This window comes from Streptomyces sp. NPDC049970 (assembly GCF_040660235.1).
In the GTDB taxonomy this organism is placed as follows: domain Bacteria; phylum Actinomycetota; class Actinomycetes; order Streptomycetales; family Streptomycetaceae; genus Streptomyces.
The window spans coordinates 21,535-45,301 of record NZ_JBFALP010000021.1 but is presented as its reverse complement, the minus strand read 5'-3'; the positions used below and the strand labels follow the sequence as shown (position 1 = coordinate 45,301).

The window sequence follows — 23,767 nt, the reverse complement described above, 5'->3', positions numbered from 1 at the left end:
TCGTTCCACTCCCTGATGCGAGTGCTCACACAGGACGGGGGTCGTGTGCACGCACCGACGCAGCAGCGAGCGGCGGACCATCGGCCGTACTTCTTTCTGAGTTACGCACACACACCGGGGTACGGCGGTGGAACGGACCCCGATATGTGGGTCGAACGGCTATTCCAAGATCTCTGCGGCCATGTGATGGCCATGACCGATCTGCCGGCGGGTGCGTCCGCCGGTTTCATGGACCGGGAGATGCGCTCCGGCGAGGGCTGGTCGGAACGCCTGGGCGGAGTCCTCGCCACCTGCCGTGTCTTCGTTCCGCTGTTCTCGCCACGCTATTTCGCCAGCGAGATGTGCGGAAAGGAGTGGTACGCGTTCGAGCAGCGGGCCATCCACCACCGGGCGCGCTCGAACGAGCCCGCGGAGGCCATCGTTCCCGCGCTCTGGGTTCCGGTGCCGCCTCATCAAATGCCCGGCTCGGCCGAGCGTCTGCAGTTCAACCACCGTGATTTCGGGGAGCGTTACGTCAGTGACGGGCTCTACGGGCTGATCAAGCTCAGGCTCTTCGGCCAGGAATACGAACGAGCGGTGTACGAACTGGCCAAACGCATCGTCAGCGTCGCCGACACGGTGCGCATAGACACCGGGAGACCGGTGGACTACCGGCTCGCGCCGAGTGCCTTCGGGTCCCCGAGCAGTGGGGTGGGAGCGCCCCGGCCGATGCGGATCACCGTCGCCGCACCCACGCGCCACGACCTTCCGGAAGGGCGCGCAGCCGATTACTACGGCGACCATCCGCAGGACTGGAACCCCTATCACCCGGCTGCCGCGAAGCCGCTGGCCTACGTCACCGAGGAACTGGTCCGCTCACTCAACTACCAGGCTTTCATCGCGCCGTTCGACGAGGACACCGGACAGAGGGAGGGCAAGCAGCCCCCCACCACGCCGGAGATACTCCTGGTCGACCGCTGGGCCCTGCGGGACGAGGACCTCAGACGCCGGCTCGCAGCCTTCGACGCCGAGAACAGGCCGTGGGTGACCATGGTCGTTCCCTGGTGCCGTGACGACCGTCAGAGCAGGGCAGCCGAGGCCGAACTGGCCGAGAAGCTCGAACAGACGATGCCGACGAAGATGCGGCAGGGGAGGGCCTTCTGCCGGGCGGCCGCGAAGGGAGTGCCGACGATGGAGGCCTTCGGGCAGGTTCTCCCGCAGGTGGTCGAAGTGGCCGCGCAGCAGTACCTGAGGCACGCCACGGTCTATCCGCCCGCCGCCGGCGGACGGCAGAGCGAACGGAAGCGGCTGATGGGCCCGATGGGTGACACACAGTTCATACCCGACAGGCACGACCCTGCGACGAATGCGGAGGACGTATGACAGCCGGGCGTGACGGACGCGTCGTCACTTTCTACTCCTACAAGGGTGGCACGGGGCGCACCATGGCCCTCGCCAACACGGCCTGGATCCTCGCCGCCAACGGCAAGCGGGTGCTTGCCGTCGACTGGGACCTGGAGGCGCCGGGGCTCCACCGCTTCTTCCACCCCTTCCTCGCCCCCGCGACGCTCGGGGCCACCACCGGTGTGATCGACCTGATCACCGAATACGCCTGGGCCGCGACGAACCCCGCCCAGCGTGCCGACGACTGGCACCGCGACTACGCCCGGATCCAGCCGCACGCGGTCTCGCTCAACCCCGAGGCCCTCGGCTGGGAGTTCCCGCGGGGCGGCACGCTCGACTTCGTCTCCGCCGGCCGGCAGAACCGCGAGTACTCCGCGACCGTCTCCACCTTCGACTGGGACAACTTCTACGACCGGCTCGGCGGCGGCCTGTTCTTCGACGCCCTGCGGGACGACATGAAGGCCAACTACGACTACGTCCTCATCGACAGCCGTACGGGCCTCAGCGACATCGCGGACATCTGCACCGTCCACCTGCCGGACGTACTCGTCGACTGCTTCACCCTCAGCGACCAGTCCATCGACGGCGCGGCCTCCGTCGCCCGGCAGATCGCCGAACGCTACACGGGCAGGCCCATCTCCATCTTCCCGGTCCCCATGCGGATCGACGAGGGTGAGAAGGAGAAGGCGGACGCCGGACGTGCCCTGGCACGGCTCAAGTTCGACCGGCTGCCCCGTGATCTCTCCGGCGACGAACTCACCGCCTACTGGGGCGCGGTGGAGATCCCGTACCGCCCCTACTACGCCTACGAGGAGACGCTTGCCACCTTCGGCGACGCGGCTGGGCTCAGCAACTCCCTGCTGTCCGCCTTCGAGCGCCTCACCGCGGTCGTCACCGGGCAGGAGGTCACTTCCATGCCCCCGGTCGGGGAGGAGGTCCGGCTGCGCATCCGTGACGCCTTCACCCGGCGCAGGCCCGCGCTGCCCGCGGACCTCTTCCTCAGCTATGTGGCGGAGAACCGGATGTGGGCGGACTGGGTCGAATCAGTCCTGAGCAGGGCCGGATTCCGGGTGGTCCCGCGTGACGCCTCTGCCGACAGCGGTCCGACGCACCCCGCACAGACCACTCCGGAGAACGCGGCCCGTACGGTCGTGCTGCTCTCCAGCGCCTATCTCAAGTCCCAGCGCGCCGTGAACCTCTGGGAACGTGCCGTCTCCGAGGACCCCGGCGGCGGGCGGCGCCGGCTGCTCCCGCTCAGGATCAGCGACGTGCGCCTGTCCGCGCCGTACATCGACCGCAACCCGGTCGACCTGTTCCGGCTGGACGAGGTCCACGCGACCACCGCGCTGATGCGCGCCCTTGACCGGCCCGTGCAGCTCGGCGACGGGGTCTCGCCCGGCCCCCGTTTCCCCGGCGCGGTGCCCAGGATCTGGAACGCGCCGCCCCGAAATCCCGGGTTCACCGGGCGTTCCCTGGTCCTGGAGCGGATGCGTGACCAACTCGGCGGCGGTATGGCCGTGGTGCTGCCGCAGCCGCAGACCCTCTACGGTCTCGGCGGCGTCGGCAAGACCCAGGTCGCACTCGAGTACGTGCACCGCTTCATGGCGGACTACGACCTGGTGTGGTGGATATCGTCCGAGCAGACCGACGACGTGATCGCGGGACTCGCCGAACTGGCCGTGCGGCTCGGTGCCCAGGGCGGCGACGACATGGCGGCGGCTTCCCAGGAGGCCGTGGACCTGCTGAGGCGTGGGGTGCCCTCGGACCGGTGGCTCCTGGTCTTCGACAACGCCGACGATCCCGAGCGGCTCAGGCGCTACTTCCCGCAGGGCGGCTCCGGCCACATTCTGGTCACGTCGAGGAACCAGGCGTGGTCCCAGCACGGTGACGCGCTCCCGGTCGACGTCTTCCTGCGGGAGGAGTCGATCGAGCACCTGCAGCGCAGGGCCCCCGGACTCAGCGCCGAGGACGCGGCACAGGTGGCCACGGCCGTCGGCGACCTCCCTCTCGCGGTCGAGCAGGCGGCCGCGTGGATCGCCGAGACCGCCACCCCCATCGACGCCTACCTGGAACAGCTCGCCCAGCAGGCTCCGAGGGTCCTGGCCCTGAACCAGCCCGCCGGCTATCCGCAACCGGTGGCAGCGACCTGGAACATCTCCATCGAACGGCTCAAGGAGCGCTCGCCCGCCGCGGTGCGGCTGCTCCAGCTCTGCGCGTTCTTCGCGCCCGAGCCGATCTCCGCGAACCTCCTCTACAGCAAGGAGATGATCGAGGCGCTGAAGCCCTACGACTCCTCGCTCCAGGAGAAGCTGGTGCTCGGCCGGGTCATCCGGGAGATCGGCCGCTTCGCCCTCGCCAAGGTCGACCAGGTGTCGAACTCCATCCAGGTGCACCGCCTCGTACAAGCGGTGATCAGGGCCCAGCTCAGCGAGGAGGAGCAGACGGAGGCCAGGCACGTCGTCCACCTCATCCTGGCGGGAGCCCGGCCCGACGACACCGAGCCGATCGACAACCCGGCCACATGGCCGCGCTTCGCCACGATCTGGCCGCACCTCGGCCCGTCGGACGCCCGCTACTGCAGGGAGCACGAGACCCGCAGACTGCTGATCGACCGGGTGCGCTACCTCTGGAAGCGCGGTGACGTCCGGACCGCCGCGACGCTGGGGGAGGAACTGCGCGAGGCGTGGCTGGAGATGCTGGGCGAGCGAGACATCCAGTACCTCTACCTCTGCTTCCACCTCTCCAACATCCTCCGCACCCGCGGCCGGTACGTGGAGGCGAAGGAGCTCGACGAGTTCACTCTGCGGCTCCAGCGGGAGGTACTGGGCCCGGAGCATCCGCACACGTACATGACCACCAGCAGCCTGGCCATCGACCTGGGGCTGCTCGGCGACTACGGCCGGGCGATCGAGCTGGCGACCGAGGCTCACGACGGGTTCAACCAGATCTTCCACGAGCGGCACGCGCGGACGCTCGCCGCCGCCAACAACCTCGCCCTGAACCTGCGGAGCGTCGGGCAGTACGCCAGGGCGCGGGAGATCGACCAGGACTGCTACGACCTGCGGTCCGAGGTGCTGGGCCAGGAGCATCCGCACAGCCTCTCCTCCGCGCTGAACCTGGCTCGGGACCTGCGAGAGGTCGGACGGTACGAGGACTCCGTCGCGCTGCTCAGCCGCACCTACGGCAGTCTCAAGGCCACCCTCGGCCGGACCTACCCCACCACGCTCAGCGCGGCCAAGAGCCTGGCGGTCTCGCTGCGCAGGGCGGGACAGCTGGAGGACGCGCGGCGGCTGACGGTGGCCACCCGGGCCAGGTACCGGGCCAAGTACACGTCGGCCAACCCCGAGTCGCTGGCCTGCGACCTCAACCTGGCGTCCGACCAGTTCGCCGCGGGGGACGCCACCGAGGCCAGGACCACCGCGCAGGACGTGGTCGACCAGTACATGAAGGTGCCGGGGGAGCGGCACCCGTACACCCTCGCCGCGCAGAACAACCTCGGCGTCTACCTCTCGGGGGCGGGCGCGTCCCACGAGGCGGAGCAGCTCCTGAAGCGGGTGGTCGCCACCATGCGCGAGGTCTTCGGACGAGAGCACCCGAACACCCTGTTCAGTGTGATGAACCTGGCCAACGCGACGGCCGAGCTGGGCGAGTTCGACATCGTCCTGGAGACGGAGAGGCAGGTGGCCGGCCAGCTCAGCGAGGTACTCGGGGCACACCACCCGGAGACCCTGGCCATGACCTCGAACCTCGCGGTCACCCTCGGGGCCATGGGCCGCACCGACGAGGCGCTGAGGGTGCGGGCGGAGACAGGGGACGAGCTGGCACGCCAGCTCGGTGACGACCATCCGCTGACCCGGATAGCGAGGGACGAGGAACGGTTCCAGCGGGAGCTGGAACCGATGTCGGTCTGAGTCGGCGGGCTCCGGTGCCTTCCGGGCGCCGGAGCCCGCGGGTTCGGGGGTGGCCCCGCCGTGCCCGGGCCTCAGCAGGCCGCCGCCTCGGCCACCGCCTCCGGGCCGTCGTCCAGCAGCCAGTTGAGGATCCCGGGGAGCACGGCCAGCGCGTCGAAGTGTGCCGCCGCCGGTTCCAGCACGGCTGTGGCGCCGGGGATCTGCCCGGCGAGCCAGCGGGAGTGGCCCACGGGGGAGAACACGTCCTTGACACCGTGCCACAGCATCACGGGGCACTTGATGTCCGCGGGGTCGAACCCCCACGGCCGGCAGAACGCGATCGCGTCGTCGATCCAGCCGTACGCCGATGTGCGCAGTCCCTCGCGGTAGTTGGCGAGCAGCATCGTGCGGATGCCGGCGTCGTTGACGACCGTCCGGTCGGAGTCGGTCAGCTCCCGGCGCAGGTCGTCCAGGAGCCGGACCGGGTTCTGGCGGATCTCCGCGGAGCGGCTGATGAAGGACTCGGCCAGACCGTCCGGGTCCGCGGCCGCCGTGGAGTACGCGAGCACGTTCGAGGCTGCCATCCCGTCGAACCAGTCGAGCCCTTCGGCGTCCCAGGGGGCCAGACTGACCAGCGCGGCGCCCCGGGTGACCCGGTCGGGCATCAGCGCGGCGCAGGCCAGGGCGTGCGGAGCGCCGCCCGAGCGGCCGACCACGGCGAAGCGTTCCAGGCCGAGCGAGTCGGCGATCGCCCGCACGTCCTCCGCGACGTCCCGCACCCGGCGCCCCGGCAGCCGGTCCGAGCCGCCGTAGCCCGGCCGGTCGTACGTGATCAGCTGTGTCTTGCGCTGGTAGAGGACCATCCCGCGCGGAGCGGGACCCAGCCGGCTGCCCGGCATCCCGTGCAGGAGGAACACCGGTCTGCCTCGCGGATCCCCCCGGCGCTCGACCATCAGATGCCGTCCGTCCGCCGCACGCACCCGACTTCGCACGCCGCGTCCTCCGCTCGTCCGGTACTCAACTGCTCTGTGTGTACTGCCTGTTCGATGATGACCTATCGCAGGCGATACCGGCACTCCCCGTCGGGGCGAACCGGTGGTGTTCGGGACCTACGGGAGCGTTCGGTGGTGTTCGGCTTCAGCGACGCACTCCACAGCATGCGGACTCCGGGCGCGATTACAGGACAGGACTAGTCCTCACCCGCTGCCGACCTGTGATCGCACCGGGTGTTCGCGAACGTAACCGACGTGGTGCGAAACCCGACTTGTGAACAAGCCGGGAGTGAACGGTCGGCGTCGTGTGCGCGTCCTGAAGTCGACCTTGTGTGCTATCCGCCGCGTCGGAATAGTGGGCGCCCCATCCTCCGTGTTCCGGGCACCCCACTTGTCCGTACACGGCCCCACAGGAGGTCCAAGTTGACGCACCGACGCATATCCAGGAAGAGCGTGACGATGGCCGGATCGGCCGTCCTCGCCCTGGTCGCAGCAGGAGCGACGTTCCAGACTGCGAACGCCAGTGACGACGTGCCCGTGTTCACCGCACGGACCCTCAACGCCCATTCGGCCGGAAGTCTCGCAGCCACCCTGGACAAGACCCTGGGCGGCGACGCGGCCGGCTCGTACTACGACGCCAAGTCCAAGAACCTCGTGGTCAACGTGGTCGACGACGCGGCGGCCGAGCAGGTCCGCCAGGCCGGTGGCAAGGCCAGACTGGTACAGAACACGCTGGCCGAGCTGACGACCGCCCGGCAGACCCTCTCCGACAAGGCGACGATCCCGGGCACCTCCTGGGCCGTCGACCCGGTCAGCAACAAGATCGTCGTCACCGCCGACCGCACGGTCGACGGTGCCGCCTGGACGAAGCTCAGCAAGGTCGTCGATTCTCTCGGCTCCAAGGCCGAGCTCACGAAGACGGCCGGTGAGTTCAAGCCGCTCATCGCCGGAGGCGACGCGATCTGGGGCAACGGCGGTCGCTGCTCCCTGGGCTTCAACGTGGTCAAGGGCGGCGAGCCGTACTTCCTTACCGCCGGGCACTGCACCGAGTCGATCACCAGCTGGTCGGACTCCCAGGGCGGCGGTGAGATCGGCGCCAACGAGGGGTCGAGCTTCCCGGACAACGACTACGGCCTGGTCAAGTACACGTCCGACGTGGCGCACCCCAGCGAGGTGGACCTGTACGACGGTTCCACCCAGGCGATCACCAAGGCGGGCGACGCCACCGTCGGCACGACGGTGACCCGCAGCGGCTCCACCACCCAGGTCCACGACGGTGAGGTCACCGCCCTGGACGCCACCGTCAACTACGGCAACGGCGACATCGTCAACGGCCTCATCCAGACGACCGTGTGCGCCGAGCCGGGCGACAGCGGCGGCTCGCTCTTCTCCGGCGACACCGCGCTCGGCCTGACCTCGGGCGGCAGCGGTGACTGCTCCGCCGGTGGCGAGACCTTCTTCCAGCCGGTGCCCGAGGCGCTGGCCGCGTTCGGCGCCGAGATCGGCTGACGCAGGCTCGACACCCCGACGGCCCGTCCGCCTCGCAGGAGGCGGACGGGCCGTCGGCCGTCCCCGCTTGGCCGGGCTACCTTCGCGCGAGTGACACGAACGCCGCCCACTCGCCACGGCTGATCCGCAGCACCGGCCCGAGGCCCGCGGCCTTCGAGTCCCGCACATGGACCGCTTCGTGACCGGCAGCCACTTCCACGCAGTCGCCGCCGCCCGATCCGCTGTGGCTGCTCTTGAACCACCGCAGTCCGTCCACGTTGCCGGGTACCTGCTTCACGCTCATGTCTCTCCCACCAGCCGTTCGATGAGCCGCGCAGACTCATGGGCGTTCAGGGCCTGCGATCGCAGCTTGCCATATCGCAGCCCGAAGCCGCTGACGTCCTCCGGATCACTGACGATGCACCCGATCTCCTGGGACTCGATGTATCCCAGGCGACGCAGTGTGTTCGTCTCCACCAGGACGAACGGGCCGTCCAGGCCGGTATGGAAGCCGTCCCCGGCAGGCATCACCTGCACCTCCACGTTGCGCAAGGTGCCCACCTGGAGAAGGTGTCGCCACTGTCCGCGTACCACCTCGGCACCGCCCACCGGGTTCCGCAGCGCCTCCTCCCCGATGATGAACGACAGCTCCGCCATCGGGTCCCGGGTCAGCAGTCGTTGCCGTCCCAGCCGAGCCTCCGTGTGCTGGTCGACGATCTCCTCGCCGAACGGCGGGCAGTGGCCGGCGAATACCGCACGCGCGTACGCCTCCGTCTGCAACAGCCCCGGCACCAGCAGCGGGTCGTACGAGAAGCGGCTCAGCACCTCCGCCTCGATGAGCGCGAAGTTGCGGAAGAACCGGGGGAGCTTCGCCCGGTCCACCTCGCTCTGGAGCACGTCCAGTACGCCGCCCGCCCCCAGCACCCGTTCCGCCGCGACCGTGAACGTCGCCTTGGCGGCCCGCCGCCCCTGCTCGACCGAGGCGACCTGTTCCATCGAGTACCCGATGGCCTCACCCAGCGCCTGCTGGTTCAGCCCGGTCCGTTTGCGGAGGTGCTGGAGCAGCGTTCCGTACGCCACCCACACCCCCGGCAGCTCGCTGTCCTCCTTCGCCTTCGCTTTGGTCGCGCGCCCGTTACCCGTCTCCCGCACTGCCCTCACGCCCTTCCGGCCACCGCACTACGGCTGGACATGGTTCAACCGCGGCGGGATTCCGGCGTCACGGCCCCGAACCCGTACAACGTCCGTACAAGCTGTGGGACGTTCGCCGAAGGCGGGAACCGGTCGGGGGCGAGCCCGGTCACTCGCGCGAGCGTGGGCGCCGGCGGCACTCGTTCTTCCTGGCCCGGACGAAGAGGGACGGCGTGACCGTCGTGTCGAGGTCACGCCGTCAGGCCCGTTCCCGGGCTGCGGTCAGGCGTTCTGGAGCGATCTGTCCGAGGTCGCCGCCTTGGCGGGAGTCACGCCGAAGATGTCCACCGCGTGGTAGTACGTCCACGCCGTGCTGTTGCACGCCGTCAGCGTGGCGCCGGAGTAGGCGGCGCACACCCGCTTGAGGTCCGAGTAGAGCGCGGAGTCGATGCGGGACTTGTTGGCGGAGAAGGTGCCCGCGGCCTTGTAGTTCCGGTAGCCGAAGTCGTGGCGGGCGCAGGCCGTCTGGAAGGGGAAGCCGAACGGGTTGTCAGGAGAGCTGCTGCAGTAGTCCGTCGACCAGTCGAAGCCGTAGGCGGACCAGGAGCCCTGGTTGTTGCGGGCGGAGTTCCACGCGTTGTAGCTGGAGGCACTCGTCTGGGTCCAGGAGCTGAGGACCTGCGGCTTGTCGGACGGTGCCGCCGAAGCGGTCGCGGCGGGGATCAGGACGAGCGGGAGCGACAGGGCGATCGCGGTGAGGGGAGCGGCGAAGCGGCGACGCATGAGCAACCTCCGGGCGGGTGAGGGGGAGTTGAACCGACCGTGCTCCTCGTGGGTCTCACGAGGCCGCTCCAGAATGACGTCATGAACCTGCCAGGCCTAGCCTGTGTCGCCGGTTGTCGGTGGAACATCCTGTTGCCGGCGAATGGCGCGCCGGTGTGCGCGGGTGTGCGTTACCCTGCGGCCGGCGTCGCGCCGCCTGTGCCCGAATCGGCGCCGACACGCCCCTGCCCCCACCCCGGGATCATGGGGCAGGGGCAGGGGCAGGGGCAGGGGCAGGGGCAGGGGCAGGGGCAGGGGCCGTGGCTCAGGCGGGGCTCGATCCGCCGGTGGTGGTAGTGGTTGCCGGACGGCGGGGGGTGTCCCCGTCCGTGGTCCGGTGGCGCATCGACAGCAGCAGCGTCATGGCCGTGCCGGCGACCGCCCAGGCGGAGAGCACCAGCAGCGGGCCGGTCACCGCGTTCCCGTTGAAGTACGCGATCGAGCGCGCCGTCCAGGTCCCCGCGCCTGGCGGCAGGGCGGGGCCGATCGCCCGCCAGAAGTCGGGCAGCATCGGCAGCGGGAAGGCGCCGCCCGCGCTCGGGTTGCCGGCGACCACGATGATCAGGACGGCCAGGCCGATGCCGACGATTCCGGTGAGGGCCTCCAGGGCGAGCGTGATCATGCCGACCGCGAAGACGACCAGGGCACCCAGCCCGGCCAGGGCCCACACGCTGCCGGGGAGCGCGCCGAGGATCGGGCCGATGATGACCGCGCCGCCGATCCCGCCCGCGATCGAGTACAGCGCCATGACCGCGGTGCGGATCACCGCGCGCTGCCGGTTGGCGGGCTTGGTGCCCGCGCTGATCGCGAGGATCGAGGCGCAGAGGTACCCGCCGACGCACCAGCCCACGACCAGGTAGAAGGACGACAGCCCGTCGAAGTCGTCCGGGGACGCGGGGGCCACGTCCACGGTGCGCACAGCGCGCTGCCGGGGCCCCTCCGCCTCCTTGGCGATCCGGGCCAGCGAGCTGGCCAGTACGGTGCCGCCGCCGGAGGCGACGAGCACGGTGTCGGTCGCCCCGGTGGGGCTGACGATCAGTGCGCCGTCGATGTCGCGGTTCTGGATCTGTCGGCGCGCCTCGGCCGCGTCGGAGACCGCGCGCGTGTCCAGGGGGTCGCCCGGCAGGTCGCCCAGCCGGGTGACGAGCTGTTCCGACACCTGCCGTGGGGCGACGACTCCGAAGGGGACGTCCGTCGGGTCCGGCCGGTGCAGCGCACCGACGTAGGAGGCGATGAACAGCAGCTGCAGCCCCAGCACGCCGATGACCAGCAGGGCGGCCCGTGCGGTGACGGCGTTCTTCACCTCGTCAGCGAAATTCATGCCCCCACGGTCCGGGGAGTCCGGCGTTCGCGCAGGTGGGGCCGGGCCGAATGGCGCAAGGGTCGCCGCGCCTCGGTTATCGTACGAATGTTCGAAGCTTGGTCTATGGTGGAGAGCGAGGGGGGTGGCGAGTACGGATCGGTCCAGGAGGTGCGGGTGTCAGGGTTCACGCATCTGCATGCCGTTTCCGGGTTCTCCCTGCGGTACGGGGCGTCGCACCCGGAGCGGCTGGCCGAGCGTGCCGCCGAGCGGGGTATGGGCGCCCTCGCGCTGACCGACCGCGACAGCCTCGCGGGCGCGGTGCGCTTCGCCAGGGCCTGTGAGGGGGCCGGGATACGGCCGCTCTTCGGGGTGGAGCTCGCGGTGGCGCGGCGGCCGGGAGGGGGAGAGGTGCGTTCCCGCCGGCCGCGCACCCCGGCCCGCGGAGGTGCCTTCGTCGATGAATCCGCACCCCGGGTCACCTTCCTCGCCCGCGACGGCGCACTCGGCTGGGCCGAACTGTGCCGACTGGTCACCGCCGCCCACGCCCCGGACGCCCGTGCCCTGGACGCCCGCGCCCCGGATGCCGGACCGCCGGGCGCCGGGCGGCCTCTGCTCGCCCGGTCCGCGCTGCCCGCCGAAGGGCTCACCGTGCTGCTCGGGCCCGCCTCCGAGGTCGGTGCGGCGCTGGCCGCCGGCCGTCCCGACCTGGCCGCCGCGCTGCTCGCCCCCTGGCGGGAGGTCTACGGCGACGCCCTGCGCCTCGAAGCCGTCCACCACGGCCGTGAGGGCACCGGGCCCGGATCGCTGCGGCTCGCCGCGCGCACCGTCGGCTTCGCCGCCGAGCAGGGGGTGCGGGCCGTGCTGACCAATGCCGTCCGCTACGCCGATCCCGGGCAGGGCCCGGTCGCCGACGTACTCGACTCGGCCCGCAGGCTCGTGCCCGTCGATCCGCGGCGGTCCCCCCTCGACACCGGGGAGCGCTGGCTGAAGGACGCCCGCGCGATGCGCGAGACCGCCGGGCGGATCGCCTCCGCCGCGGGGCTCGGGCAGGGCGCGGGGGAGCGGCTGCTCGCGGAGACCCGGAACACCGCCGACGCCTGCCGCGTCGACCCGTCGGACGACCTGGGCCTCGGCAGCGTCCACTTCCCCGAGCCGCATCTCGTCGGAGCGGAGCGGCGCACCGCCCAGCGGGTGCTGGCCTCACGCGCCGCCGCCGGCATGGTGCGGCACGGCTACGACCGCAGCCGCGGCTACTGGGAGCGGATGCACCACGAGCTGGACATCATCGCCCACCACGGTTTCGCCACCTACTTCCTGACGGTCGCTCAGGTCGTCGACGACGTGAAGGGGATGGGGATACGGGTCGCGGCGCGCGGCTCCGGTGCCGGTTCCCTGGTCAACCACCTGCTCGGGATCGCCCACGCCGACCCGCTCGAACACGGGCTGCTCATGGAGCGTTTCCTGTCCAAGCGGCGCTTCGTCCTGCCCGACATCGACATCGACGTGGAGTCCGCCCGCCGTCTCGACGTCTACCGCACGATCATCGGCCGCTTCGGCGCCGAGCGGGTCGCGGCCGTCTCCATGCCGGAGACCTACCGGGTGCGCCACGCCATCCGCGACGTCGGCGCCGCGCTCTCCATGGACCCGGCCGAGACCGACCGGCTCGCCAAGGCCTTCCCCCACATCCGGGCCAGGGACGCCCGCGCCGCCATGGAGGAACTGCCCGAACTGCGCGCCGTGGCGGGGCGGAAGGAGAGGTACGGCCGGCTCTGGGACCTGGTGGAGTCGCTGGACGCACTGCCGCGCGGCATCGCCATGCACCCGTGCGGGGTGCTCCTCTCGGACGCCTCGCTGCTGCGGCGTACCCCGGTCGTGCCCACCAGCGGCGAGATCCCCCACGGCCCCGACGGCACGGGCGGCGGCCCCTTCCCGATGTCCCAGTTCGACAAGGGCGACGTGGAGCACCTCGGGCTGCTCAAGCTGGACGTGCTCGGAGTGCGGATGCAGTCGGCGATGGCGCACGCCGTGACCGAGCTGAAGCGGGCCTCGGGACGGGAGGTCGACCTGGACGCCGTGCCGCAGGGCGACCCGGAGACGTACCGGCTGATCAGGAGCGCCGAGACGCTGGGCTGCTTCCAGATCGAGTCACCCGGACAGCGCGATCTGGTCGGCCGGCTCCAGCCCGCCACCTTCCACGACCTGGTGGTCGACATCTCGCTGTTCCGGCCGGGTCCGGTCGCCGCCGACATGGTGCGGCCGTTCATCGAGGCCAGGCACGGGCGCGCCCCCGTGCGCTATCCGCATCCCGACCTGGAGGAGGCCCTGCGGGGCACCTACGGCGTGGTCGTCTTCCACGAACAGATCATCGAGATGGTGGACATCATGACGGGCTGCGGGCGCGGCGAGGCCGACCGGGTGCGGCGCGGGCTCTCCGATCCCGGGTCGCAGGACAGGATCAGGGTCTGGTTCGCGGGGCGGGCGGCGGAGCGGAAGTACGGCGTCGAAGTGATCGCCCGCGCCTGGGAGATCATCGAGGCGTTCGGCAGCTACGGCTTCTGCAAGGCGCACGCGGTCGCCTTCGCCGTGCCGACGTACCAGTCGGCCTGGCTCAAGGCGCACCACCCGGCGGCCTTCTACGCCGGGCTGCTCACGCACGACCCGGGGATGTATCCGAAGCGCCTGCTGCTCGCGGACGCGCGGCGGCGCGGGGTCCCGGTGCTGCCGCTGGACGTGAACCTGTCGGCGGCAGCCCATCGAATCGAACTGGTGTCTGGTGACAGTGGGGGCAAATGGGGCCTGAGGCTTGCCCTTTCGGACGTCCACGGCATCAGCGGGGCCGAGGTGGCCCGGATCGAGGCCGGACAGCCCTACGCGTCCCTGCTGGACTTCTGGCAGCGGGCCAGGCCCGGAAAGCCCGCCGCCGAACGGCTCGCGCAGGTCGGCGCGCTCGACGCCTTCGGCGCCAACCGCCGGGATCTGCTGCTGCACCTGTCCGAGCTCCACCGTGCCCAGCGGGGCTCCGGTTCCGGCGCGGCGGGTGCCCAGCTCCCGCTCGGCGGCGGACACCGGACCGGCACGATCGGGCTGCCCGACCTCAACGACGCCGAACGTCTCAGCGCCGAGCTCGGCGTGCTCAGCATGGACGTCTCACGCCACCTGATGGGTGATCACCACGCCTTCCTCGAGGAGCTGGGCGCGGTATCCGCCAAGCGGCTGAGGGAGGCACGGCACGGGGAGACCGTGCTGGTCGCGGGCGCCAAGGCGGCCACCCAGACCCCACCGGTCCGCTCCGGGCGCCGGGTCATCTTCACCACCCTGGACGACGGTACGGGCCTGGTCGACCTGGCCTTCTTCGACGACAGCCACGCCGCCTGCGCGCACACCGTCTTCCACTCCTGGCTGCTGCTGGTGCGCGGGGTGGTCCAGCGGCGCGGCCCCCGCAGCATGAGCGTGGTCGGGTCCGCGGCCTGGAACCTGGCCGAGCTGGCCGAACTGCGGCGCACCGGCGGTCTCGACGCCGTCGCGGCGCGGCTGGCGGAGGTGCCGGGTGCCGAGGAGGAGGGGGCGGAGGGCGAGGAGCCCGGCCGCCGCATCCAGTTGCCGACCGGCTACGAGATGAACCCCTGGGCCGACCTCCAGCCGCCCGGCGAAGGAGCGCCCACCGGAAGGAAGCTGTGGCACCGGAGCCCGGGGAGTGCCGGATGAGCGACGAACCGACCGTCCTGTACCTGCGGTTCCGCCGGATCGGCGGAGGGCTGCCGGACAGTGCGGACCACGAGGGACTGCTCGCCCTCCTCGGGGCCTTCACCCCGGTCGTCGAGGCGGCCCCGCCCGGCGCCGCGCTCGCCGATGTGGGCGGCGCGCTGCGCTACTTCGGGCAGGACGTGACGGGTCTGGCCTCGGTGATCCGGGTGCGTGCCCTCGCCCTGCACGGGGTGGACTGCGCGATCGGGGCGGCGGCCAACCCCATGCTGGCCCGGATGGCGGCGCGGCAGGCGGCACCCGGGACCACCTTCGTGGTGCCCCCGGGAGGGGCCGCCGGCTTCCTCGCGTCCAAACCCGTCGCGGCCCTGGACGGTGTCGGGGCGGCGACCGCGCGCACCCTGTGCGGATACGGACTCGACTCCATCGGCCGGACCGCCGCGGCACCGCTCGCCACCCTGCAGCGGATCACCGGGGTGCGGGCCGGGCGCGAACTGTGGGAGCGGGCCAACGGCATCGACCGTACGCGGGTCGTATCCGACGCCGCCGCCCGGTCCGTCGCCGCGGAACGCACCTTCCCCCGGGACGAACTGGACCCCGGGCGGCACCGACGCGCACTCCTCTCGCTCACCGAGGAGCTGGGGGCCAGGCTGCGCGGAGACGGGCAGGTGTGCCGCTCCCTCGCGGTCTCGGTGCGCTACGCCGACCGGAGCGGATACTCGACGCTGACCCGCAGTCGTACGCTCCAGGAGCCCACCGCCCACTCGGCGGCGCTCACCGCGCTCGCGTACCGGATCCAGGACTCCTTCGCCCTGCAGCGCGCGCGGGTGCGGGGGATCGGGCTGCGGGCGGAGGGGCTGCACGGTGCGGAAGGGGCCTCCCACCAGCTCACCTTCGACCCGGTGGACGAGCGGGCGCGGCGGATCGAGGCGGTGTCCGACCGGCTGCGCGCCAGGTTCGGCCCGCAGGCCGTGAAGCCGGGGCGGCTCGCCGCCTGACGTCGTGGTGCCGCTCGTCCGATGTCGTGCTGGTCGTGTGCCTGGCGTCGTGGTGCCGCGTGCCCGGCGTCGTGCGGGCCGTGTGCCCGACGCCGGGTCGGCGCCCGGCCGACCTCGTGCGGGCCGTCTGCCCGACCTCGTGCCGCCCGCTCGGAACTTTTTACCGACGCGTAACTTCCCTCACAACCTTACCCATGCGTAACTTGGCATGAGCACGTTGAAAAAAGCACTTCACTGTGGTCCGGACCGCAGGGCGCACCGACATCACAACTCCCTTGAGCCGCAAGGAGACCACCCGATGCTGCCCTGGACCCGCCCTCCACGCGCACGCCGCACGCTCGCCGCCCTGTTCCTCACCCTCACCGCGCTCGTCGCCGCCCCCACGGTGACCGCCAACGCCGCCACCACCGGGGCCGCCGCACCCTCACGCGGCTGGAACGACTACTCCTGCAAGCCCTCCGCAGCTCATCCCCGCCCCGTCGTCCTGGTCCACGGGACCTTCGGGAACTCGATCGACAACTGGCTGGTCCTCGCGCCGTACCTCGTCAACCGGGGCTACTGCGTCTTCTCGCTCGACTACGGCCAGCTCCCGGGCGTCCCGCTCTTCAACGGCCTCGGTCCGATCGACAAGTCGGCCGGACAGCTCGACGTGTTCGTCGACAAGGTGCTCGGCGCCACCGGCGCCGCCAAGGCGGACCTCGTCGGCCACTCCCAGGGCGGCATGATGCCCAACTACTACCTGAAGTTCCTCGGCGGCGCCGCCAAGGTGAACGCCCTCGTCGGGATCGCCCCAGACAACCACGGCACCACACTCCTCGGCCTCACGCGGCTGCTGCCGTACTTCCCCGGCGTCGAGGACCTCCTCACCATGAACACCCCCGGTCTCGCCGACCAGGTCGCGGGATCCGCCTTCATCACCAAGCTCAACGCGGGCGGCGACACCGTGCCCGGGGTCCGCTACACCGTCATCGCCACCAAGTTCGACGAGGTCGTGACCCCGTACCGCACGCAGTACCTGAGCGGTCCGAACGTACGCAACGTCCTGCTCCAGGACCTGTGCCCGGTCGACCTGTCCGAGCACGTCGCGATCGGGACCATCGACCGGATCGCCTTCCACGAGGTGGTCAACGCCCTGGACCCGGCGCACGCCACGCCGACCACCTGCGCCTCGGCCGTCGGCTGAGACGAGCTGCCGGACCCCGCGCCGGGGTCCGGCAGCCGTCCGGTCAGCGACGGTGCGCGCCGCCGGCGGCCCGTCGGCGGACCGAGACGAAGAGGGCGCTCGCGCCGAGCGCCAGCGCGGCGGCCCCGCCGACCGTGAGGTACGAGGTGGCCGCGCTGCCACCCGTCTCGGCGAGGACGTCGCCCGCGGGCGAGGCGCTGACGCCGTTGGGCTCCGGAGCGTTCGCCGAGGCTTCCGTGGCCTCGGGAGCCGGAGCCGCCTCGGTGACCTCGGCACCGGTGGCCGCGTCGTCGTCACCGTGGCCGGCGTGCTCGACGGAGGACTTGCCGGCACCCTCGTCGATGTCCGCCTCGGACGGGGCGGACGCCTCCGGCGCCGGGGCGGCCTCGACGGAACCGGAACCGCTCGCACCGCCCTGGCCGCCGAACACCACGTCGGAGCAGGCGTAGAAGGCCTCGGGGGAGTCCGACCGCTGCCAGACCGTGTAGACCAACTGCCGCCCCGACGCCTGCGGCACGGCGCCGTCGAAGACGTACGAACCGTCCACCAGCGTCGGGTCGGTGGCCTCGGCGAACGGCTTCTCCTGAAGGTCCGACCACTTCAGGGGCTGCGTCGGGTCGTAGCCCGCCTTGGTCAGGTACAGCTCGAACGAGCCTTTGTGCGGAGCGGTCGCCCGGAACCGGAAGGTGTGACTGCCCGCCTCCATGGGCGTGGACGGCCAGTCGGCCCGCGGCAGGTCGAGCCCCTTGAACTTGTCGTTGCCCGCGCTGCACAGCTTGCCGTCCGGGATCAGCTCGCGGTGGTTGCCGGCGGCGTTGGCGATGTTCACCCCGTTCCAGTCGTACAGCGCCTGGGTGCCGCCCGCCGCCACCGCCGCCTGGCACGCCGCGGACCGCGGGCTCTCCGGCCCCTCCGCGAAGCAGGCGGAGACCCGGCTCACCGGATCGCTCAGCGAACCGTGGGCGGCGGCCGGAGCGGCGGAGAGCCCGGCCAGCGCGAGCGGTGCGACGCCGAGTGCGACGACGGTTCCCGCGACCCTGCGGCGGGCGGTGGTGATGACGGCCATGGTGGTGGTTCTCCTTCGGCGGACACGTCTGGGTGATCAGCAAACTAGCCGCCGCCGGAAGGGGATCCGGGTGTGAGAAGCCGCAGGTGGTGATCGTTATGGCGCCCTTAAGGAGTGGTTAGGCGGGGGCTCAGGAAGCCCCCGCCGAGGGCCTCAGACCTGCACTCCGGGGGTGCCGTCCTCCACGACCACGCTGGCGCGTGTGCTGATGCCCGCGTCCGGCTTCGTCACGAAGGGCAGGACCCGGAAGTCGCTCGTCCAGCGCTCCCGCTCCACCGTCACACGCACGTAGCCGCGCCGGCTGTTGAAGAACTTCATGTGCGGGTTCGCCGCGAGGAGGGTCTCGCCCTGGGCCGTCATGTCCGCGCCGTCGCCGCCGCTCGTCACCGAGGTCCCCACGAACTCCGAACCCACCGTCGCCGATTCCGGGTCGGAGTAGTCGCGCTTCAGGTCCCACGCGTAGTTCTGGTGCCGGTCGCCCGTGATGACGACCAGATTGCGCACACCGCGGGTGCCCGCCTCCGCGAGGAGCCGGTTGCGCTCGGCGACGTAACCGTCCCACGGGTCCGTCCAGACCGTCGTGCCGGGGCCCGGGTCCTGGTCGGTCTGGCCCATCGGGGCCTGGTTGCCGAGGATCTGCCAGCGTGCCGGTGAGCGGCTGAAGCCCTTGAGGACCCAGTCCCGCTGACGGGCCCCGAGCAGGGTGCGGTCCGTGTCGAAGCGCTCGGCGCAGTCGGCCGACGTGCCGTCACCGCACGCCTGGTCGTCGCGGTACTGCCGGGTGTCGAGCATCGTGAAGTCGGCGAGCCTGCCGTAGGGGAGCCTGCGGTACATCTGTACGTCGGGCCCCTTCGGCAACTGCGCGCGGCGCAGCGGCGCGTGCTCGTACAGGGCCTGGAAGGCGGCGGCCCGGCGCAGCAGGAACGTCGCCGGGTCCTCGTCGTTCTCGGAGGTCTCGTCCGCCCAGTTGTTCTCCACCTCGTGGTCGTCGAACGTCATGATCCACGGGAAGGCGGCGTGCGCCTCGCGCAGCGGAGCCTCCGACTTGTAGAGGCCGTACTGCAGGCGGTAGCGGGCGAGGTCCACGGTCTCGGTGTGGAACTTCGGGTCCGTGCTCACGCCCCGCTTGTTCGTCCTGACCCCGGACTCGTAGAGGTAGTCACCGAGGTGCACCACCAGGTCCAGGTCCTCCTGGGCCATGTGGTGGTACGCCGTGAAGTAGCCGTCCTGCCAGGCCTGGCAGGAGGCGAAGGCGAACTTCAGCCGGCGCGGGGAGTCCGAGGGCGCCGGGGTCGTGCGCGTACGCCCGACCGGGGAGACCGCCGAGCCCGCCCGGAAGCGGAACCAGTACGTGCGGTCGGGGGCGAGCCCGTGCACCTCCGGGTGCACGGAGTGCGCCAGTTCGGGGCTCGCGACGACGCTGCCCCGGCGCACGACGCGGCGGAACCGCTCGTCGGCCGCGACCTCGTACGCGACGCGGACGGGCTTCGCCGGCATTCCGCCGAGGCCGTCCTGTGCGAAGGGATCGGGTGCCAGGCGTGTCCACAGCACCACGCCGTCCGACGTCGGATCGCCCGAGGCGACACCCAGGGTGAACGGGTCGCCCTTCAGCGCGGGTGCGGCGAACGCGGACTGCGCCTCCCACGCCCCCGTCCCGAGCATCAGAGCGGCGGCCGTGGCCCCGCCGAATCCGAACATCTGCCTGCGGGACACGGATTGTGCGACCACGGGTCCTCCTCGGTAGCTCTGTGCCGACGCCGGACACGCTGCCGGGGGTGGATGTCATGCTCACGCGCAGGGCGTGGCCGGGCGCCGAGCGGTACGTGAACACCGCGGCCAAGCGGCCGCGGAGCTGCTCAGGACACGGCCCGGTAGCGGCGCTCGGGCCGCCCCGTCCCTCCGTACCGCAGTGACACCTCGGCCCGTCCGGTCTCCGCGAAGTACTCGAGGTAGCGGCGCGCGCTGACCCGGGACAGGGCTCCCGCCTCCGCGCACTCGGAGGCCGAGAGGCCCGCCGGGTGCTCACGCAGGACGCGTTCCACCAGCTCCGCCGTGTGCGCGGCCAGACCCTTCGGGAGTTCGCGGGAGCCCGGAGGGCGCGTGCCGAAGATGCGGTCCACGTCCTCCTGGCGGGCCTCCTGCCGGGCCTCGTCCAACGCGTCCAGACGGTTGCGCAGCGAGGCCACGTGCTGCAACTGCTCCTGCAGCGCCGAACGGTGGAACGGCTTGATCAGATAGTGCAGGGCGCCCGCGCGCAGAGCCGCCCGGACCACCCCGGCGTCACGCGCCGCCGTGATGAAGAGGGCGTCCGCGCTGTGCGTGCCCCCGGCCCGCTCCTCCGCAGCGCGCAGCTCCCGCAGCACCTGGATGCCGTCCATGTCGGGCAGGAAGACGTCGAGCAGGACCAGATCGGGACGCAGCCGGCCCGCCGCGCGCAGGGCCTCGGCGCCCGTGTGGGCCACCCCGACGACCGTAAAACCGTCCAATGCGGACACGTAACGGCTGTGCAGCTTCGCGACCATGAAGTCGTCGTCCACCACCAGCACTTTCGTCACGCCGACACGGTAGGGCGCGACCACAACGACCACAACGTCCATTGGTTCCGGAACGGCGACAGCCGCTCGACGCGCGGGCAGCATGTGGGCCACCTCACACCCGTCCACGTAAAGCCCGAAAGGCGGCACCCGGTGCGACTGCGCACTCCACTCGCCCTGTTCGGGGCAGCGCTGCTGGTGGCCGTCGGGCCACCGCTGCTCTCCACCGGCAGCGGCTCCGACACCGGCACGCAGATTCCCGGACTGCGCTTCATGGTCCCCAACACACCCGGCGGCGGATACGACATCACCGCGCGCACCGCGGCGAAGAACGCCGAGGACGCCGGACTCACCCATGGCATCGAGGTGTTCAACCTGCCGGGCGCGGGCGGCACCGTCGGGGTGACCCGGCTGGTCGCCGAGCACGGCAACGGCAAGCTCGCGATGTCCATGGGGCTCGGGGTCGTCGGCGCCGTCCGCACCAACAACTCGCCCAGGACCCTGGCGGACACCACCCCGATCGCCCGGCTCACCGAGGAGCAGGACATCGTCGTCGTCGCCGAGGACTCCCCGTACAGGACGATCGACCAGCTGCTCACCGCGTGGAGGAAGGATCCGGGAAAGATCCCGGTCGGCGGCGGGTCATCGCCCGGCGGGCCCGACCACCTGGCGCCGATGCTGATGGCGAAGGCCGCCGGGATCGCACCCAGGCAGGTCAACTACATCCCCTTCGACGGCGGCGGCGAACTGCTCGCCTCGATCCTCGGCAACAAGGTCGGCTTCGGTGTCTCCGGAGTGGGCGAGTACCTCGACCAGATCGAGGCCGGTGAGCTGCGCCTCCTCGCCGTCACCGGCCCGAAGCGGGTCCCGGGCCTCGACGCGCCCACCCTCCGCGAGGCCGGTCTCGACACCGACTTCACCAACTGGCGCGGCATCGTCGCCCCGCCCGGGCTCTCCGACGCGGAGCGCGACAAGCTCGTCGGGCTGGTGAGTGAACTGCACGACTCGAAGCAGTGGCGCGAGTCCATGCGGAAGAACGGCTGGGACGACGCCTTCCTCACCGGTGACGACTTCGGCGACTTCCTGGACGGTCAGGACCGTCGTGTCGCCACCGTCCTCAAGGAGCTGGGACTGTGAGCGACGAGACCGCGCGCGACAAGGGCGTCAGCGACGAGACCGCGGGCGACGAGACCGCGCGCGACACGGGCGGGGGCGGCAGGACCGTGAGCGACGAGGCCGCGAGCGGCGGTAGCGCCCCCTCCCGGTCCGGCACCGCACGCTCCTGGCTGCGCGAGCACTCCGAACTCGGCGTCTGCGTACTGCTGCTCGTGCTGGGCGTCCTCGTGCTGACCGACGCCCTGACAATGAGCGTGGACATCACCCAGCGCGGCCCGGTCGGTCCCAGGACCGTCCCGGTCGCCGTCGGCGTCGGGCTGCTGGTCGTCGCCGTACTGCTGGCCGTCGACGTCCTGCGCGGCGGTCGCGGCGAGGCGGAGGCCGGCGAGGACGTCGACCTCGACGAACCCGCCGACCGGCGTACCGTCGCCCTGCTCACCGCGGTCTTCCTCGCCTTCGCCGCCCTCATAGGCCCGCTCGGCTTCCCCATCTCCGGCGCCCTCCTCTTCTGGGGCTCGGCGTACGCGCTCGGCAGCCGCCACCACGACCGCGATCCGCTCATCGCGGCCGGGCTCTCCCTGACGACCTACTTCGTCTTCGACAACCTGCTCGGGGTGCCCCTCCCGGGCGGCCCGCTGATGGGGGTGCTCTGACCGATGGATTCCCTCAACTCCCTCATCGACGGCTTCGGCACTGCGCTCACGCCGGTCAACCTGCTCTGGGCCGCGATCGGTGTCCTGCTCGGCACGGCGATCGGCGTGCTCCCGGGCATCGGTCCGGCCATGGCCGTGGCACTGCTGCTGCCGGTGACGTACGGACTCGAACCGACCGGGGCCTTCATCATGTTCGCCGGCATCTACTACGGCGCGATGTTCGGCGGTTCCACCACCTCCATCCTCCTCAACACCCCGGGGGAGAGCGCGGCCGTGGTGGCCGCGATCGAGGGCAACCCGATGGCGAAGGCGGGACGCGGTGCGCAGGCGCTCGCCGCCGCCGCGATCGGCCACTTCGCCGGCGGCATGATCGGCACGATCCTGCTGGTCGTCCTCGCCCCGACGGTGGCCTCGCTGGCCGTGGACATCGGCGCCCCCGACTACTTCGCCATCATGGTGCTGGCCTTCATCGCCGTCACCTCCGTGCTCGGCTCCTCACGGATCCGCGGTCTCGCCTCCCTGCTCATCGGTCTCACCATCGGCCTCGTCGGCCTGGACCAGATGACCGGACAGCAGCGGCTGACGTTCGGCTCCCTCCAACTGGCCGACGGCGTCGACGTGGTGATCGTGGCCGTCGGGCTCTTCGCCATCGGGGAGGCCCTCTGGGTCGCCGCCCATCTGCGCCGCTCCAGCGGGAAGCCGATACCCGTCGGCCGTCCCTGGCTCGGCAGGGACGACGTCCGGCGCACCTGGAAGTCCTGGCTGCGCGGCCCCCTCATCGGCTTCCCGTTCGGGGCGATACCGGCGGGCGGCGCGGAGATCCCCACGTTCCTGTCGTACGTCACCGAGAAGCGGCTCTCCAAGCACCGCGACGAGTTCGGCAAGGGCGCCATCGAAGGCGTCGCGGGCCCCGAGTCGGCGGCCTCGGCCTCCGCGGCGGGCACCCTGGTCTCCATGCTCACGCTCGGCCTGCCCACCACGGCCGTCGCCGCCGTCATGCTGGCCGCCTTCCAGCAGTACGGCATCCAACCCGGCCCGCTGCTGTTCGAGCGCGAACCCGAGCTGGTCTGGGGCCTGATCGCCTCGCTGTTCGTCGGCATGGTCCTGCTGCTCGCGCTGAACCTGCCCCTGGCACCGCTGTGGGCGAAGCTCCTGCGGATCCCGCGCCCCTACCTCTACGCGGGCATCCTCTTCTTCGCCGCCGTCGGCGCGTACGCGGTCGGCGGGGAGGCCGTCGACCTGGTGATCCTGCTGGTCATCGGAGTGATCGGCTTCGGGATGCGGCGGTACGGGCTGCCGGTGCTGCCCGCGATCATCGCCGTCATCCTCGGCCCGTCCGCCGAGCAACAGCTGCGGCGCGCCCTGCAGATCAGCGACGGCAGTGTGACGGGTCTCGTCAACACCCCGTTCTCGGTGACGGTGTACGCCGTCGTCGCGCTGATCCTGCTGTGGCCACCGGTGAGGAAGCTGGTGGTGCGACCTCGGCGCTGAGGGACTGTCGGTGGC

Annotated in this window: 17 protein-coding genes; 9 read left to right on the top strand and 8 right to left on the bottom strand. The window is 71.4% G+C overall.

Annotated features, from left to right (window positions below; genetic code table 11):
• The first annotated feature begins 15 nt into the window (after positions 1–15).
• Both fsxC and fxsT read left to right on the top strand, forming a co-directional pair.
• Positions 16–1,362, top strand: a complete 1,347-nt coding sequence (fsxC, locus tag AB0I83_RS27365; protein WP_363306522.1) for an FxsC protein — start codon at positions 16–18, stop codon at positions 1,360–1,362.
• Complete coding sequence (fxsT, locus tag AB0I83_RS27360) at positions 1,359–5,294, top strand: FxSxx-COOH system tetratricopeptide repeat protein (protein WP_363306520.1); 3,936 nt, start codon at positions 1,359–1,361, stop codon at positions 5,292–5,294. The genes fsxC and fxsT overlap by 4 nt, the downstream gene beginning before the upstream one ends.
• A 71-nt stretch (positions 5,295–5,365) precedes the next feature.
• On the opposite strand, the gene AB0I83_RS27355 is transcribed toward fxsT, so the two are convergent.
• A complete protein-coding gene (locus AB0I83_RS27355) occupies positions 5,366–6,265 on the bottom strand; it encodes an alpha/beta fold hydrolase (protein WP_363306519.1) in 900 nt (299 codons plus the stop codon).
• A 330-nt stretch (positions 6,266–6,595) separates the two neighbouring features.
• On the opposite strand from AB0I83_RS27355, the gene AB0I83_RS27350 reads away from it, so the two are divergent.
• Complete coding sequence (locus AB0I83_RS27350) at positions 6,596–7,774, top strand: S1 family peptidase (RefSeq protein ID WP_363306518.1); 1,179 nt, start codon at positions 6,596–6,598, stop codon at positions 7,772–7,774.
• 76 nt (positions 7,775–7,850) lie between these two features.
• On the opposite strand, the gene AB0I83_RS27345 is transcribed toward AB0I83_RS27350, so the two are convergent.
• The 4 genes from AB0I83_RS27345 to AB0I83_RS27330 form a co-directional block, all read right to left on the bottom strand.
• Positions 7,851–8,057, bottom strand: a complete 207-nt coding sequence (locus AB0I83_RS27345) for a DUF397 domain-containing protein (protein ID WP_363306517.1) — start codon at positions 8,055–8,057, stop codon at positions 7,851–7,853.
• Complete coding sequence (locus tag AB0I83_RS27340; protein ID WP_356843495.1) at positions 8,054–8,914, bottom strand: helix-turn-helix transcriptional regulator; 861 nt, start codon at positions 8,912–8,914, stop codon at positions 8,054–8,056. Before AB0I83_RS27340 ends, AB0I83_RS27345 begins: the two co-directional genes overlap by 4 nt.
• A gap of 252 nt (positions 8,915–9,166) precedes the next feature.
• Positions 9,167–9,667 carry a phospholipase gene (locus tag AB0I83_RS27335; protein WP_363306516.1) on the bottom strand — a complete coding sequence of 167 codons (501 nt, stop codon included), beginning with the start codon at positions 9,665–9,667 and terminating at the stop codon, positions 9,167–9,169.
• A gap of 304 nt (positions 9,668–9,971) precedes the next feature.
• Positions 9,972–11,027 (bottom strand): DUF3533 domain-containing protein, encoded by a 1,056-nt coding sequence (locus AB0I83_RS27330; protein WP_363306515.1) that lies wholly within the window; start codon positions 11,025–11,027, stop codon positions 9,972–9,974.
• 105 nt (positions 11,028–11,132) lie between these two features.
• On the opposite strand from AB0I83_RS27330, the gene AB0I83_RS27325 reads away from it, so the two are divergent.
• From AB0I83_RS27325 to AB0I83_RS27315, 3 genes are all read left to right on the top strand, one after another.
• The gene (locus tag AB0I83_RS27325) at positions 11,133–14,714 is read left to right on the top strand and encodes a DNA polymerase III subunit alpha (RefSeq protein WP_363306514.1); all 3,582 of its coding nucleotides are present in this window, start codon (positions 11,133–11,135) and stop codon (positions 14,712–14,714) included.
• Positions 14,711–15,709, top strand: a complete 999-nt coding sequence (locus AB0I83_RS27320; RefSeq protein WP_363306513.1) for a hypothetical protein — start codon at positions 14,711–14,713, stop codon at positions 15,707–15,709. The genes AB0I83_RS27325 and AB0I83_RS27320 overlap by 4 nt, the downstream gene beginning before the upstream one ends.
• Before the next feature lie 298 nt (positions 15,710–16,007).
• The gene (locus tag AB0I83_RS27315; protein ID WP_363306512.1) at positions 16,008–16,892 is read left to right on the top strand and encodes an alpha/beta fold hydrolase; all 885 of its coding nucleotides are present in this window, start codon (positions 16,008–16,010) and stop codon (positions 16,890–16,892) included.
• Between the two features lie 43 nt (positions 16,893–16,935).
• On the opposite strand, the gene AB0I83_RS27310 is transcribed toward AB0I83_RS27315, so the two are convergent.
• The 3 genes from AB0I83_RS27310 to AB0I83_RS27300 all read right to left on the bottom strand — a co-directional run bounded on the left by AB0I83_RS27310 (position 16,936) and on the right by AB0I83_RS27300 (position 20,555).
• On the bottom strand, positions 16,936–17,958 hold the full coding sequence (locus tag AB0I83_RS27310) for a lytic polysaccharide monooxygenase (protein ID WP_363306511.1): 1,023 nt from the start codon (positions 17,956–17,958) through the stop codon (positions 16,936–16,938).
• Between the two features lie 153 nt (positions 17,959–18,111).
• Positions 18,112–19,686: an alkaline phosphatase D family protein gene (locus tag AB0I83_RS27305; RefSeq protein WP_356843502.1), complete on the bottom strand. Its 1,575-nt coding sequence runs from the start codon at positions 19,684–19,686 to the stop codon at positions 18,112–18,114.
• Between the two features lie 128 nt (positions 19,687–19,814).
• Positions 19,815–20,555 (bottom strand): response regulator, encoded by a 741-nt coding sequence (locus AB0I83_RS27300; RefSeq protein ID WP_363306510.1) that lies wholly within the window; start codon positions 20,553–20,555, stop codon positions 19,815–19,817.
• 90 nt (positions 20,556–20,645) lie between these two features.
• On the opposite strand from AB0I83_RS27300, the gene AB0I83_RS27295 reads away from it, so the two are divergent.
• The 3 genes from AB0I83_RS27295 to AB0I83_RS27285 all read left to right on the top strand — a co-directional run bounded on the left by AB0I83_RS27295 (position 20,646) and on the right by AB0I83_RS27285 (position 23,752).
• The gene (locus tag AB0I83_RS27295) at positions 20,646–21,629 is read left to right on the top strand and encodes a tripartite tricarboxylate transporter substrate binding protein (RefSeq protein WP_356843506.1); all 984 of its coding nucleotides are present in this window, start codon (positions 20,646–20,648) and stop codon (positions 21,627–21,629) included.
• 86 nt (positions 21,630–21,715) lie between these two features.
• Positions 21,716–22,261 carry a tripartite tricarboxylate transporter TctB family protein gene (locus AB0I83_RS27290; protein WP_356536079.1) on the top strand — a complete coding sequence of 182 codons (546 nt, stop codon included), beginning with the start codon at positions 21,716–21,718 and terminating at the stop codon, positions 22,259–22,261.
• Between the two features lie 3 nt (positions 22,262–22,264).
• Entirely contained in the window at positions 22,265–23,752 is a 1,488-nt protein-coding gene (locus tag AB0I83_RS27285; RefSeq protein WP_363306509.1) for a tripartite tricarboxylate transporter permease, read from the top strand.
• The last annotated feature ends 15 nt before the right edge of the window (positions 23,753–23,767 follow it).